The organism is Cellulomonas sp. P5_E12 (genome assembly GCF_054049315.1).
The window spans coordinates 221,548-236,276 of sequence record NZ_JBFUMP010000001.1; the positions used below are offsets into that span (position 1 = coordinate 221,548).

11 protein-coding genes are annotated in these 14,729 nt (G+C 73.5%); 2 read left to right on the top strand and 9 right to left on the bottom strand.

Translation table 11 applies throughout. The features are described from left to right. Positions 1 to 16: 16 nt before the first annotated feature. Together ACXJKA_RS00985 and ACXJKA_RS00990 are read left to right on the top strand one after the other, a co-directional pair. On the top strand, positions 17 to 1,468 hold the full coding sequence (locus ACXJKA_RS00985; RefSeq protein ID WP_456823288.1) for an NAD(P)H-quinone dehydrogenase: 1,452 nt from the start codon (positions 17 to 19) through the stop codon (positions 1,466 to 1,468). A gap of 163 nt (positions 1,469 to 1,631) precedes the next feature. Further along, positions 1,632 to 2,648 carry a S66 family peptidase gene (locus ACXJKA_RS00990; RefSeq protein ID WP_456823289.1) on the top strand — a complete coding sequence of 339 codons (1,017 nt, stop codon included), beginning with the start codon at positions 1,632 to 1,634 and terminating at the stop codon, positions 2,646 to 2,648. A 93-nt stretch (positions 2,649 to 2,741) separates the two neighbouring features. Here the strand turns inward: ACXJKA_RS00990 and ACXJKA_RS00995 are convergent, their stop codons facing one another. The 9 genes from ACXJKA_RS00995 to ACXJKA_RS01035 form a co-directional block, all read right to left on the bottom strand. Beyond that, complete coding sequence (locus ACXJKA_RS00995) at positions 2,742 to 5,096, bottom strand: TIM-barrel domain-containing protein (RefSeq protein WP_456823290.1); 2,355 nt, start codon at positions 5,094 to 5,096, stop codon at positions 2,742 to 2,744. A gap of 89 nt (positions 5,097 to 5,185) precedes the next feature. Further along, positions 5,186 to 7,141 (bottom strand): endonuclease/exonuclease/phosphatase family protein, encoded by a 1,956-nt coding sequence (locus ACXJKA_RS01000; RefSeq protein WP_456823291.1) that lies wholly within the window; start codon positions 7,139 to 7,141, stop codon positions 5,186 to 5,188. A 22-nt stretch (positions 7,142 to 7,163) separates the two neighbouring features. Next, entirely contained in the window at positions 7,164 to 8,552 is a 1,389-nt protein-coding gene (efeB, locus tag ACXJKA_RS01005; RefSeq protein WP_456823292.1) for an iron uptake transporter deferrochelatase/peroxidase subunit, read from the bottom strand. Positions 8,553 to 8,568: 16 nt separating this feature from the next. Then, positions 8,569 to 9,771 carry an iron uptake system protein EfeO gene (efeO, locus tag ACXJKA_RS01010; RefSeq protein ID WP_456823293.1) on the bottom strand — a complete coding sequence of 401 codons (1,203 nt, stop codon included), beginning with the start codon at positions 9,769 to 9,771 and terminating at the stop codon, positions 8,569 to 8,571. Positions 9,772 to 9,801: 30 nt separating this feature from the next. After that, positions 9,802 to 10,683 (bottom strand): iron uptake transporter permease EfeU, encoded by an 882-nt coding sequence (gene efeU, locus ACXJKA_RS01015; RefSeq protein WP_456823294.1) that lies wholly within the window; start codon positions 10,681 to 10,683, stop codon positions 9,802 to 9,804. Between the two features lie 134 nt (positions 10,684 to 10,817). Then, entirely contained in the window at positions 10,818 to 11,324 is a 507-nt protein-coding gene (locus ACXJKA_RS01020) for an NUDIX domain-containing protein (RefSeq protein ID WP_456823295.1), read from the bottom strand. A gap of 7 nt (positions 11,325 to 11,331) precedes the next feature. Further along, complete coding sequence (locus ACXJKA_RS01025) at positions 11,332 to 13,131, bottom strand: acetyl/propionyl/methylcrotonyl-CoA carboxylase subunit alpha (RefSeq protein WP_456823296.1); 1,800 nt, start codon at positions 13,129 to 13,131, stop codon at positions 11,332 to 11,334. Between the two features lie 221 nt (positions 13,132 to 13,352). After that, positions 13,353 to 13,829, bottom strand: a complete 477-nt coding sequence (locus ACXJKA_RS01030; RefSeq protein ID WP_456823297.1) for an aromatic ring-opening dioxygenase LigA — start codon at positions 13,827 to 13,829, stop codon at positions 13,353 to 13,355. Positions 13,830 to 13,945: 116 nt separating this feature from the next. Next, the gene (locus ACXJKA_RS01035; protein WP_456823298.1) at positions 13,946 to 14,587 is read right to left on the bottom strand and encodes a Maf family protein; all 642 of its coding nucleotides are present in this window, start codon (positions 14,585 to 14,587) and stop codon (positions 13,946 to 13,948) included. Positions 14,588 to 14,729 lie beyond the last annotated feature (142 nt).

A 14,729-nucleotide genomic window follows, 5' to 3' on the forward strand; every position in this document is an offset into this window, starting at 1 on the left:
GGCAGAATGGGTCTCCGTGAGCACCCCCGCGCCGTCATCGCCCGCTCCTCGCGTCGTCATCGTCGGAGGCGGACCCGGCGGGTACGAGGCGGCCCTCGTCGGACGCCGGCTCGGGGCAGACGTCACCGTCGTCGAGGCCGCCGGGATGGGTGGCGCCGCGGTCCTGACCGACGTCGTCCCGTCCAAGACGCTGATCGCGACCGCCGAGTGGATGACCATTGCGGACCGCGCCCCCGAGCTAGGCATCCGGCTCGACGGCACCCTGCTGTCCGGCGCCGTGGGCGGCACCCTCGAGGAGCTGCGGCACCGCATCGACCTCGCCGCGGTGAACACGCGCGTCAAGGCGCTCGCGGCCGCGCAGTCCGCCGACATCCGGGCGCGGCTCGAGCGCGAGGGCGTGAAGATCGTCCTCGGCCACGGGCACCTCGACGGGCCGTCCCGCGTCATCGTGACCACCCCGGGGGGTGCCGACGAGCTCACGCTCGACGCCGACGTCATCCTCGTGGCCACCGGCGCGACCCCCCGCAAGCTCCCCGAGGCCCGGCCGGACGGCGAGCGCATCCTCACGTGGACCCAGGTGTACGACCTCCCGGCGCTGCCGACGCGGCTCATCGTCGTCGGCTCGGGCGTGACCGGCGCCGAGTTCGCCGGCGCCTACACGTCGCTCGGCGCCGACGTCGTGCTGGTGTCCAGCCGCGATCGTGTGCTCCCCGGCGAGGACGCCGATGCCGCCCAGCTGCTCGAGGACGTGTTCAAGACCCGCGGCATGACGGTCATGTCGCAGTCCCGGGCGTCCGGAGCCCGGCGCACCGCCGACGGGGTCGAGGTGACGCTGTCCGACGGCCGCGTCATCGAGGGGTCGCACGTGCTGTTCGCGGTCGGCTCCATCCCCACCACCTCGGGCCTCGGCCTCGAGGAGGCCGGCGTGCGGCTCACGCCGTCCGGGCACATCGAGGTGGACAAGGTGTCGCGGACCAACGTCCGCGGGATCTACGCGGCCGGCGACGTGACGGGCGTGCTGCCGCTCGCGTCGGTCGCCGCCATGCAGGGCCGACTCGCGATGGCCCACGCGCTCGGCGACGCCGTGAAGCCGTTGTCGCTGCGCGGCGTGTCCGCCAACATCTTCACGTTGCCCGAGATCGCGACCGTCGGCTGGTCCGAGACGCAGCTGCACGCGCAGGGCGTGAAGTACACCGTGAGCATGCTGCCGCTGGCCCGCAACCCGCGCGCCAAGATGCTGGGCGTCCGCGACGGGTTCATCAAGATCTTCGCCCACGCCGGCAGCGGCACGGTCCTGGGCGCGGTCGTCGTCGGCCCCCGCGCCAGCGAGTCGATCTACCCGCTGACGATCGCGGTGACCCACCGCCTGACCACCGACCAGCTGGCCGAGACCGCCACGGTCTACCCGTCGATGTCGGGCACGATCGCGGAGGTGGCCCGCATCCTCCACCACCGCTCCGAGGACTGACCCGGAGCGGAGCGGAGGGTCAGTCCGACCATGAGAACCGAGGACTGACCCGCAGCGCAGGGTGGGCTCGCGGCGCTCCGTGTCGACCAAGGCCTCAGCGTCGCCATACGGTCGGTTGACGACGCCCATGGCTTGGTCGGCCGCTCCCGGAGAGGACCCCATCGTGCGCTACCCCGCACCGCTGCAGCCCGGCGACGTCATCGGTGTCACGTCGCCGTCGGCGGGCGTCGCGGACGACATGCGTCCACGGCTCGACTTCTGCGTCGAGGACCTGCGTCGGCGCGGGTTCGAGGTGGAGGTCGGGCGGTGCATGGACGGGACGGGTCCGACGAGCGCGCCGGCGGCCGAGCGGGCGGCCGAACTGATGGGGATGCTCACCGACTCACGCATCCGCGCGGTCGTCCCGCCGTGGGGCGGGGAGCTCGCGATCGACCTGCTGCCGCTACTGGACTTCGACGCGATCGCCCGGTCCGCCCCGACGTGGTTCGTCGGCTACTCCGACACCAGCACGCTGCTGCTCCCGCTGACGGTCCTGACCGGCACGGCGACCCTGCACGGGCCGGCGCTCATGGACACGCCGTTCGTCGTGCCCGACCCGCTGCGGCACTGGCTCGACCTGGCCTCGGCCCAGCCGGGTGCCGCGGTCACGCAGGGGGCCGCGCGCTGGGCGCAGGAGTCGTGGCCGGACTTCCGGACGCACCCGGACGTGACGGAGCAGCGGCTCACGGTCCCGGCCCGCTGGCGGTTCTTGGGGGACACGGTCGGCACCCTGCGCGGCCGGCTGATCGGCGGCTGCCTGGAGACGATCTCGATGCTGCCCGGGACGCCGTACGGGGACATCGCGGGGTTCGCGGACCGGCACGCACCGGAGGGTCTGCTGGTCTACGTCGAGGTCGCCGAGGTCGACGCGTTCACGGCCGGGCGCATGCTCCACCACCTGCGCCTCGCCGGGTGGTTCGACCGGGCGAACGCGGTGCTGGTCGGCCGCACGTCGGCGCCGGGGTCGCCGGGGTTCACGCAGCTCGACGCCGTGCGGGACGCCCTCGGCCCGCTCGACGTCCCCGTCCTGTACGACCTGGACATCGGGCACGTCCCGCCGCAGCTTGCGCTGGTCAACGGCGCTCTCGCCGACGTCACGCTGGCGGACGGCGTCGGCACCCTGGTGCAGTACCTCGTCTGACGACCGTCTGCCGACCCCGACATCAGTGCGGTTCGCGCGACGAGCAAGCCGTGGCGGACGTGATCGGCCCGCGTGACGGCGCTCATGGCGTGGTCAGGGGCGGGCCAGGAGGAGCTCGTTGACCGCGGCCGACAGCGGCGCGTCCAGCTGCAGGGCCTGCAGGTGGCTGACGCGGACGGACAGCGGGGCGTCGGACGTGGCGATCGTCTGCACGCGGGTCTTGAGGTCGTAGCTGATCTGCGCGCGGTCCAGCAGGGTGAACAGGCGACCGGCGACGTCGTTGGCCGCGAGCTGCGGGTCGTCGCCGAGCGTGACCGTGAGCATCGCGCCGACCGGGACGTCCTCGACCGTGAGCGAGACGCGGTCGTCCCCTCGCAGCAGGGAACCGGCACAGGCGACGCCATCGACCGAGGCGGCCGGGGAGCCGTCGGAGGCCAGGAACGTGACGGTCCACGTGCGCGAGGCCGGGAGGCAGGCGATCGCACCCTCGGCCGGTCCGGCGACGAACGACCCGGTGGCCTGCGAGAACGTCAGCGGGGTCGTCGCGACTCCCTCGACGCTGCCGTCGTCCTCGACCAACGTGAACGAGCCGTCGGCGCCGGGGACCACGAGCACCTCGAGCGCCACGGGGTTCACCGGGTCGTTGGCGGGGACGCCCGCCGCGTCGAGCGGCACGATCGCGCCGGCCGGTGCGAGCACGGGGATCGTCGACAGGTCGCGGTGCAGCAGGAGCTCGCGGCCGCCGTCGTAGACGAGCCCGGTGAACACGTCGACCCAGGTGCCCGACGGGAGCCAGCCGCGCACGGCGGCGAGGCGTGTGCGCGGGTCGGCCGGCGTGGTCAGCGGCGCCACGAGCAGGGAGCTGCCGAAGAGGAACTGGTTGGGCTGGTCGTAGGCCTCGGGAGCCGACGGCCACTGGTGGTACAGCGGCTCGACCAGCGGCCGCCCGGCCGCGGCCCGGTGGTTCATCGTGTGCAGGTACGGCAGGAGCCGGTGGCGCAGGCGCAGGTGCTCGGTCATCACGACGCGGGCCTCCGCCGCGTACGTCCACGGCTCCTTCGTCGTGAACTCGTTGGCCGACGAGTGCAGTCGCAGGATCGGGGAGAACACCCCGAGCTGGAGCCACCGGGTGGCCAGCTCGTCGTCCTTGCCGCCGAACATGTGGCCGCCGATGTCGTGGCTCCACCACCCGTAGCCGATGTTCGACGCGGTGGCCGTGAAGTACGGCTGGAACGCCAGCGACGCCCACGAGATGACGGTGTCGCCGCTGAACCCGACCGGGTACCGGTGGCTGCCGGGGCCGGCGTAGCGGGAGAACGTCAGCGGCCGACGCCCGTCGCGCGCGCTGTCGAGGAAGTGGAAGTGGTTGAGCATCCACAGCGGGTCGATGCCCGCGACGCGGGAGTGTGGGCCCGACTGCCAGTCGAGCCACCAGAAGTCGACGCCGTCGTCCTCGAGCCCGCGGTGCAGGACGTCGAAGTACGCGTCCATGAAGGCGCGGTCGGTGACGTCGAAGGGGATCGCGTCACCCTCGGAGAGGCCGAGCGCCCGGGCCATCGCCGGGTACGCGTCCTCGTGCGTGCGGACGCCGTCGGCGGGGTGCACGTTGAGCGTCACGCGCAGGCCGCGCTCGTGCAGGGAGGCCAGGAACTTGGCGGGGTCGGGGAACAGCGACCGGTTCCAGGTGTAGCCGGTCCAGCCGCTGCCCAGAGCGGGGTCGATGTCGGTGAGGTGCCAGTCCATGTCGATGACCGCGACGCTGAACGGGAGGCCCTCGGCGTCGAACCGGTCGAGGAGGGCCGCGTAGCTGTCGGCGGTGTACCGGTGGAACCGGCTCCACCAGTTGCCCAGCGCGAAGCGGGGGAGCAGCGGCGTCGGGCCGGAGACCGCGTAGAACGCCTCGAGCGCCGCGCGGTGGTCGTGGCCGTACGCGAACACGTAGAGGTCGGTGCGCGCGCCGTCGCGGGGGGACACCCAGCCCTCGTCGTCGAACACCATCGAGCGCGAGTCGTCCAGGACCGCGAACCCCTGACGGGACACGACGCCCGGCTCCAGCGGGATGGCGCCGTCGGCCAGGTCGAGGGTGCGCGCGGTGCCGCCGAGCCCGTCGCCGTCCTCGCCATAGCGCCACACCGAGTGGTACGCGCTGATGTCGCCCAGCACGGACACGCTGAGCCCGCTCGTGCTGAAGGGCCGACGGTCGTAGACGAGGTGCAGCCGGGCGGTGAGCACCTCGACGTGGGTCTCGGTCTCGACCACGCGGAACGTCGGCACCGGCAGGTCGCGGTTGAGCGCGAACGTCGACGCGAGGTCCTCGAAGCCGCCGTCGGGGGAGTGCTCGAGCCGCACCAGCCCGTCGGTCAGCACCGTGATCCGCCAGTGGGGCCCGACGACGATCGCGCCGGGGTCGGCGGCGGGGCGGGAGGGCAGGGGCTGCCGGGGCGTCATGTGGTCGAGGGTCCTCTCGGGCGGTGCAGGCTTCAACACGGGCGGTCCGGCCGCGGCGCGGACGGCACGTGGTGTCGACGGGTCCGGTGTCAGTCGGAGACCCGGAGCTGCGCGACCAGCGGTAGGTGGTCGGACTGCTGGGGCGAGACCAGCACGGTCGCCTGGCCGAACGTCACGCCCTGCCCGAACACCCAGTCGATCTTCTGCCGGGGGCGTGGTGAGGGCGAGGTGGGGACCTCGGCGGGACCCGCGCTGACCCAGCCCGCGGCCTCCAGCAGCCGGATCTCGGGCGAGCCCGGCTCGGCGTTGAAGTCACCGGCCAGCACGGAGGGCGGGGTCACCGGTACCCCGGCGAAGGCCGTCAGCTGCTCCAGCCGGGTGGCGGTGTTCGACTCGCGGTGCTGCAGGTGGATCGACGTGACCCGCACGTCCGCCCCGGACGCGGTGGTCAGCGTGGTGCTCAAAGCCGACCGGCTCTGCGGGCCGGCACCGTACGGCAGCGGGTGGGCGACGGCGTCGGTCAGCGCCGACCGCGCCAGCACGGCGTTGCCGAACTGGTGGTCGGCCGCGGGCGCGAAGTGGATGGTCATGCCGAGCCGGTGCGCCAGCCACGTCGCCATGTCCGCGCCGCCGCCGAACACCCAGCCGCGCTCGACCTCCTGGAGCGTGACGACGTCGGGGTCCTGCTGCTCGATGGTCGCCGCGATGCCCTCCAGGTCCACCGCGGTGAGCGGCGAGACGCCGTAGTGCAGGTTCCAGTCGACCAGCGTGAGGTCGTCGCCGGCCGCCCGCGCCGGCACGTCGGCGCCGGCGGTGCTGATGGTCGACGGGATGAGGCCGAGGAGCGCGAGCACGATCGCGGGCAGGATCAGCAGCCGCACCGAGCTCAGCCGGGTGGGCATGCGGTCGGGGCTGGTGAGCGCCGGGACGGCGCCGGGGGTGCGCCGACGCAGGCCCGAGAGGGCCAGGCCGATCGCGGCCAGGATGACGACCCAGACGTTGTCGACGGGCAGCGGGACGTCGTAGTCGAGCATGTACAGCAGCAGCGGCCCGATGGTGCCGAGGCCGACCACCAGGGTCGCCGCGCCCGTGCGCGGGATGCCGCGCGGCGCCGGGCGGTGGGCGCTCAGCGCGGCCGACAGGACGATGCCGACGCAGAGCTGCAGGACGAGCACGGCGACGAGCGCGGCGATCCCGGTGAGCCACAGCGCGCAGGCGACACCCGCGACGAGCAGCACCGCGGCCCCCACCCGCACGCCGGCCGACCACGGGTTGGCCCGCAGCAGGGACCAGGCGCCCAGCGCGTTCGCGACGACGACGCCGAGCCCGGCCCAGCCGAGCGCGACGCCCGACTGCGACGCGACGAATGCGGGGTTGGCGACGATCATCGCCGCCAGCGCCAGGTACAGCCCGAGCGCCCAGAGTCGGCGCGGCCGCCCGGTGGCCTGCTCGTCGGGCGTGGTGAAGGCGACCAGGCCGCGGGCCGTGGCCACGACGGCGAGCGCGAGCACGACGGCGACCACCCAGCCCGTCCAGCTGTCGCGCCACACCGCGTCCCACGTGCCGAGCACCAGCTGCAGGCCGACGGACAGCCCGGAGCCGATCACCAGCCCGGTGGCGGCCTGCCGACCGCCCGCCGGGCGCCCCGCGACGAACGCGACCGCCAGCGTCAGCACGCCGACCGACACGGCGACCGTGACCAGACCGACGACGTCGAGCGCGAGCCCGTCGAGCGCCTGGACGGCCACACGCAGCACGGCCAGCACGGACGCGCCGAGCAGCAGCGTGCGCGCGTCGGGGGTGCCGGACGAGCGCCCGACGAGGAGCAGGATCACCGCCGCGACCAGGCCCGCGCCCGCGTAGGTGCCCAGCGCCGTGACGGCGGCGTTCACCGTGCCGGCCGCGAACGCGCGGTCGAGCAACGGACCGGAGGCCCGCACCATCTCGAGGCACATCACGGTGAGCAGCGCGACCAGCCACACGCGCGTGGGTGTGCCGGCATCGGGCGGCGTCCGGGCGGGGGTCTCGTCGGGCGTCGTCGTCACGCGCGGCAGAGTACTCCCGCCGTCAGGCGAAGAGCTGCTGCCCGACGAACGGGCTGTCGTGCGTGGTCACCGGCGTGCCGTCCGGGCCGGTGACCAGCGCACCGTCGGGAATGCCCGGCGGCACCGCGTAGAGGCCGGACGCGGTGTGCGTGAGGTACTCCATGAGCGCGTCGTTGCTCGACAGCGACGACTGCATCGGGATGAAGTGCGTGCGGGGGTCGCGGACGAACGCGAGGAAGAACAGCCCCGCGTCGAGCCGGCCCAGCGCGTCGTTGCCGTCGGTGAAGTTGTAGCCGCGTCGCAGCAGCCGGACGCCGTCGTTGAAGTCGGGGTGCGCCAGCCGGACGTGCGAGTCGACCGCGATGAGCGGGGCGCCCCCCTTGCCCTCGGTGGTGAAGTCCGGTTCCGTGAACTCGGTGCCGCCGGACAGCGGGGCGCCCTCGCCCTTCGTCCGGCCGATGAGGTTCTCCTGCTCGCGCAGCGACGTGCGGTCCCACGTCTCGATGCGCATCCGGATCCGGCGCGCGACGAGGTAGGAGCCCCCGGTGAGCCAGGCCGAGTCGGTCTCGTCGGCCCGGGCCGCGCTCGCGGGCACCCACACGTGCTCGTCGAGCGCCTTCGTCTCCTCGGCCTTGACGTTGGCCGTGCCGTCCTTGAACCCGAACAGGTTGCGGGGTGTGCGCTGGGTGGTGCTCGTCGACGACGTGCGGCCGTACCCGAGCTGCGTCCAGCGGATCGTCGCGCTGCCGAACGCGGCACGCGACAGGTTGCGGATGGCGTGCACGGCGATCTGCGGGTCGTCCGCGCAGGCCTGCACGACGAGGTCGCCGTCGCTGCGTGCGGGGTCGAGGTCGTCGGCGGCGAAGTGGGGGAGGTCGACGAGCCCACCGGGCAGGCGGTCGGCCAGGCCGAAGCGGTCCTCGCCGGGTGTGCCGTCGGGCGACGGGGTACCGACGAACAGCGACCGGCCGAACCCGAAGGTGATCGTCAGCCCGGCCGGGTGAAGGTCCGCGGCCTCGCCCGTGTCGTCGGGCGGGGCGTCGTACGGTCCGGACGCCGGCCCGAACGGACCCGCCGACAGGCCCTGGGTGAGCCGCGCCGCGATCGTGGTCCAGCGGCGCAGCAGCTCGACCAGCTCGTCGCGCGAGGTCGTCGTCAGGTCGAAGGCGGCGAGGTAGAGCCGGTCCTGGGCGGGCGTGACGATGCCGGCCTGGTGCTCACCCGTGAACGGGTACGTCCCCGCGGCGGCCGTCGCGCCGGCGGAGGGCTCGGGAGCCGTCGCGCGGCCGAGGCCGAAGCCGGCGGCCACGCCGACGGCGGCGAGCCCGCCGCCGAGTCCGAGGACAGCGCGCCGGGACAGGCCGCTGGTCGGGGCGGTGGGCTCGTCGTGCGGGTCCGTGGGGGCGGACACGGGCACTCCTCTTCGGTCAGGCGCCCGTCACCGTCGCGGTGAGCTGGGAGAGGGGCTCGGAGAGCGCGTCGACCGCAGCGGCGAGCTGCTTGACCTGCGCGTCCGTGAGCTTGTCGTAGTACGTGAAGCCGGTGTCCAGCGAGCCCTGCGCCGCCAGCAGCGTGTCGAGCTCCTCGAACCGGGTGGCCAGCGTAGCCGCGAGGTCCGGGTTCTCGGCCTCGACGACGTCCGCGAGCACCTCGTAGCCCACGCGGGCGCCGTCGACGTTCGCCTGGAAGTCCCAGAGGTCGGTGTGCGACCAGATCTCCTCCTCGCCGGTGACCTTGCCGGTGGCGACCTCGTCGAGAAGCTCCTTGGCGCCGTTGGCGATCTGGAAGGCCTGGAACGTGAAGTCGGTGGCGTTGACCTCGTCGACCAGCGCTTGCGTGTTCGCGACGATGTCGGCCGCCGCGGCCGCGCGCTGCTCCTGCGTGAGCGGCACATAGGTCACGCCGCCGTTCGCGTCGGCGGTCGGCTGCCACAGGTCCTTCTCGACCAGGTGCCAGCCGGTCCAGGCGTCACCCTCCTCGACGTCGGCCTCGCGCAGGTCCAGCTTGGGGTCGAGGTCGCCGAACGACTCGGCGACGGGCTCGATGCGCTCCCAGTGCGCGCGCGTGTCGGCGTAGAGGTCCTTCGCCTTCTCGTCGTCCCCCGCGGTGTACGCGTCGGCGAACTCCTGGGTGCCGGAGATCAGCGCGCCCACCTGGTCCTTCACGTACGCGACGTAGGACGCCTCGGCGGCCGCGAGCTGGTCGGCGGTGTCGCCCGTGGGGCCCACCTCGGCGCCGCTGTCGTTCACGGTGAACTCGGCGCGGATGCCGTCGCCGACCATGCCCGGCTTGCAGGCGGTGTAGTACGTGCCCGGCTTGACCTGGGCGATGAGGTCGCGCGAGAGGCCGGGGCCGACGTTCTCGACCTCGGCGACCACCCGCAGCCCGTCGTCCCCCAGCAGGTAGAACTCGGTGACGTCGTCGCCCGCGTTGGTGACCGCGAACCGGACCGTGCCGGAATCGGCCTCGGTGGCGGAGACGTCGCAGGTGTCCGCCGTCGACGTGACCGTCAGCGCGCCCGCGGAGCCGCTGGCGCCCGGCGTCGACGTGTCGTTGGGGACACAGGCGGCGACGAGCGGCAGGACGAGCGCGGCCACGGCGGCGGCGACGGCGGTGGAGCGGCGGGACATGGTTCTCCTGGGGAACGGGCGCGGCGGGTGTCAGGCGGCGGTCGCGCGCACGGCCGGCGCGACGGCGGGGGCCGACGGGCGGGCGGGCGCGGAGCCCCACGTGATGCGGATGAAGAAGTACATCGTCGGCACGATGTAGGCGAACCAGGCGACGAGCTGGAGCCACGTGGTGGCGGGCGAGAAGTTGAAGACGCCCTTGAGCAGCGAGCCGTACCAGCTGCTGGGCGGGACGGTCGCCGAGACGTCGAACGCCAGGTTGTTCAGGCCGGGCAGGATGCCGGCCTCCTGCAGGTCGTGCACGCCGTACGACAGCACGCCCGCGGCGACGACCACGAGGAACAGGCCGGTCCAGGCGAAGAACAGGCGGAGGTTGAGCTTGAGGGCACCGCGGTAGAGCAGCCAGCCGCACAGCACCGCGGTGCCGAGGCCGAGGGCCGCGCCGATGAGCGGGCCGAGGTTCGGGCTGGCGTTGACGGCGGTGCCGCTGGTCGCCTGGGCGCTGGCCCACAGGAAGAGCGCGGTCTCAAGGCCCTCGCGTCCGACCGCGAGCATCGCGACCACGAGGACCGCCTTCTTGCCCGCGCTGAGCGCGTCGTCGAGCTTGTGGTGCAGGTCGGACTTCATGTGCCGGGCCGTGCGGGCCATCCAGAAGATCATCCAGGTGACCAGGCCGACGGCGATGATCGAGAGCGTGCCGCCGATGGCCTCCTGAGCCTCGAACGACAGCCCCGACGGGCCGAACGTGAGGATCGCGCCGAACACGAGAGACGCGAGCACCGCGATGCCGACCCCGGCCCAGAGCGCCGGCAGCTGGTCGCGGCGCCCGGTCTTGACCAGGTACGCGACGAGGATGCTGACGACCAGCGCGGCCTCGAGGCCCTCGCGCAGACCGATGAGGTAGTTGGCGACCATGGAGCGTCTTCCGAGTGCAGGGGCTGACACCCGGTCGGGCATCGGATGAGGGCAGGCTTACCTCACTGAGGGGACACTACCCCGGCGAGCCGTCCGGGCGCGAGACGGTCCGGCAGCCGGTGCTGTGAGGCCGGTCACCGGCCGCCGAGGGCCACCAGGCGCTCGCGCAGCCGCGGCCAGGCGTCGGCGAACGCGGGCAGCAGCGGGAGGTCCGCCACCTCGTCGATCGGCACCCAGCGCAGCTCCACGCTCTCCGCGTCGGTCACGGCGGGGTGAACGGGCGTGATCTCGTCGGCCAGGACGGTCGTGTAGGACCAGTCGGGATGCTGCAGGACCGACGACTCGCGCAGGCGCACGGCCTGGCGGTCGATCCCGGCCTCCTCCTCGGCCTCGCGGAGGGCTGCATCCTCGGCCGACTCGCCCGGCATCCGGGCTCCGCCGGGCACGCCCCAGGTGTCGCCCTGGTCGCTCCACACGGCCCGGTGCTGCAGGACGACCGCCGTGGGGGTGCCGTCGGCGTCGCGCCGGGCGAGCAGCAGGCCCGCGGCGCCGTGCAGCCCCCAGTGGCGCCGGCCGCACGCGCACTCGACCCAGCCGTCGCCCGGCTGGCGCTGGCGGTGGGGCGGTGGTCCGTCCGGCACGCCCGGGTCAGCCGACGATCTCGCAGATGGCGGTGCCGGCGCTCACGCTCGACCCCACGCCCGCGGACAGCGACGTCACGGTGCCGGCGCGGTGCGCCAGAAGCGGCTGCTCCATCTTCATCGCCTCGAGCACGACGACCAGGTCGCCCTCGGCCACCTGCGTGCCCTCCGCGACCGCGACCTTGACGATGGTGCCCTGCATCGGGGACGCCAGGGTGGTGCCGTTGCTGCTCCCGTTCGCGCGGGCCGCGCGGCGCACGGGTCGGCGCGCGCCKGGGCCGCCGGGTCCGCGACCGGCGCCGCCCGGGCCGCGACCGAGCGCGAGCGCGGCGGGMAGGACKACCTCGAGCCGCTTGCCGCCGACCTCGACGACCACGCGCTCCAGCGCCGCGGGCTCGTCGTCCTCGTCCTCGTCCTGCGGTGCGGCCGGCGCGAGCGCGGCGACCGTCTCCGCGAACTCCGTCTCGATCCAGCGCGTGTGCACGGAGAACGGCTGTGCCGGGTCGGCCGGGGCGAACGCCTCGGCGTCCAGCACCGCGCGGTGGAACGGGACGACCGTGGGGATGCCGACGACCTCGAGCTCCGCCAGCGCGCGGCGGGCACGGGCGAGCGCCTGGGGGCGGTCGGCGCCGGTGACGATGACCTTGGCGATCATCGAGTCGAACAGGCCCGAGACGCTGTCGCCCTCGACCACGCCGGAGTCGACGCGCACGCCGGGGCCGGAGGGGAACCGCAGCGTCGTGATGCGGCCCGGGGCCGGCAGGAAGCCCGCGCCAGGGTCCTCGCCGTTGATCCGGAACTCGAGGGAGTGGCCGCGGGTCTCCACGTGGTCGTAGCCGAGCGGCTCGCCGGCCGCGATGCGCAGCTGCTCGCGGACCAGGTCGATGCCGCTGATCTCCTCGGTGACCGGGTGCTCGACCTGCAGGCGGGTGTTGACCTCGAGGAACGAGATCGTGCCGTCGGCGGCGACCAGGAACTCGCAGGTCCCCGCGCCGACGTACCCGGCCTCGCGCAGGATCGCCTTCGAGGACTCGACCAGCTGGGTGCGCTGGGCGTCGGTGAGGAACGGCGCCGGGGCCTCCTCGACCAGCTTCTGGTGGCGGCGCTGCAGCGAGCAGTCACGCGTGGAGACGACGACCACCGTGCCGTGGGCGTCCGCGAGGCACTGCGTCTCGACGTGCCGCGGGCGGTCGAGGTACCGCTCGACGAAGCACTCGCCGCGCCCGAACGCCGCGACGGCCTCGCGCGTGGCGGACTCGAACATCTCGTCGATCTCACCGGACTCGCGGGCGACCTTCAGACCGCGACCTCCGCCTCCGAACGCCGCCTTGATGGCCACGGGCAGGCCGTGCTCGGCGACGAATGCGTGGATCTCGGCCACGCCCTGCACGGGGTCGGCGGTGCCGGCGACCAGAGGTGCGCCGGCCTTCTGCGCGATGTGCCGCGCGCTGACCTTGTCGCCGAGGGACTCGATCGCCGACGGCGGGGGACCGATCCACACGAGCCCGGCGTCCAGGACCGCCTGCGCGAACGCGGCGTTCTCGGCGAGGAAGCCGTAGCCCGGGTGCACGGCGTCGGCGCCCGACCGGCGGGCCACGTCGAGCAGCTTGGGGATGTCGAGGTACGTCTCCGCCGCGCGCGCACCGTTCAGGGCGAACGCCTCGTCGGCGATCCGCACGTGCACGGCCTCGCGGTCGGTGTCGGCGTAGACGGCGACGGAGCCGATCCCTGCGTCGCGACAGGCTCGGGCGATGCGGACGGCGATCTCACCGCGGTTGGCGATGAGGACCTTGGAGATGGCGGGCACGGCTCACCGTAACGCCCGGTGCGTGCCGGACCGGCGCCCGGGGCGCGCGCCCTCCCAAGATTGTCGATCCGACCAACCGTCCAGGGCGCGGGTTTGTAGGGATCCTCAGGTGCGCCGCCCGTCATGACGGATCTGCGACGGCGCGGTTGTCGCAACGCCACAATCACCGCGAACGCAACCGAGCCCGGCCCCCTGGGGAGACCGGGCTCGGCTGCGTGCCGTCAGACGCGGGCGACGAGGTTCTCGTCGACGGCCGGTGCGACGACCTCGGCGGCCGGCGCGACCTTGCGCAGCGCGAAGCCGATCAGACCGAAGACCAGGCCGACCCCCACCACCAGGGCCGCGACGCCGAAGGCGACGACCGAGGTGAAGAGCGACGCCCGCAGGAACGAGCCGTTCATGGCGACGGCGCGCAGCGGGTCTTCCTTGTCCAGCTCGGCGTAGGTCTTGCCGCCGGTCGCCTCGAGCGCGTGGTGGTTGATGATCTCGGCCTGTGCGTAGGCCTCCCACGGCGTGTTCACGGTCTGCCCGCCGAAGGCCGCAGCATCCTCGCTGACGGTGATGTTCTCGGCGGTCAGGTGGGAGGCGACGGCCCCCCAGGTCACTGCGCCGGCGATGACCATCACGGCACCGGCGACGATCGCCACCAGGCCGGAGATCCGGACGAAGCGGCTGTTCTTGGCAGTATCGGTCGACATGTCAATGTCCCCTCGGACGCCCCTTCGGGTCCGGCCTACCCGTCCCCGATGGGCCTCTCGGGCTGGCCCACGTGAACATCGTTCACTGCCCGGACAGCCGTCCCCTGGGACCTAGGTCAGGCTCTCTGCCAGAGGTCCGGGATGCTCACGCCGACCTCGCCGAGCAGCTCGCGCAGCAGCGGAAGGCTCAGTCCGACCACGCCGTGGTGGTCGCCCTCGATCCGTTCGACGAAGGGTCCGCCCAGGCCGTCGATGGTGAACGCACCGGCCACCGCGAGCGGCTCGCCCGTCGCGACGTAGGCGTCGATCTCGTCGTCGGACAGGTTGGCCCATGTCACCGTCGTCGACGACGTCGCCCCCAGCATCGCCGGCACGTCGCGCTCGTCCATGAGCCAGTGCCCGGTGTGCAGCACGCCCGTCCGGCCACGCATCGCGCGCCAGCGGGCCGTCGCCTCGGCGGCGTCCTGGGGCTTGCCGTAGATCTCGCCGTCCAGCTCGAGCATCGAGTCGCAGCCGAGCAGCAGCAGGTCGTCGGCGTCCTCGAGCTCCTCGGGCAGGTTGCGTGACACGTCCTCGACCTTGGCCTGGGCCAGCAGCAGCACGGCGTCCGCCGGGTCGAGTCTCCCGAACCGCTCGCCCGCCGCCGTCAGCACGGCCTCCTCGTCGACACCCGACACCGCGACGAGCGGGTCGATCCCGGCGGCCTGGAGGGTGGCGCGGCGGGCGGGCGAGGCGGAGGCGAGCAGCAGGCGGGTCACGGGTGGCGAGCCTAGTTCGTCGGCGCCGCGTGCGAGAGCGCTGGTCGGGACGCATGACGTCGTCGCGAGAACCCGACGGCCAGACCGAAGGTCCTGGCCCGAAGCACCGCTTGCCAAGGCACAATGGGCGCGCGCGGGCGGT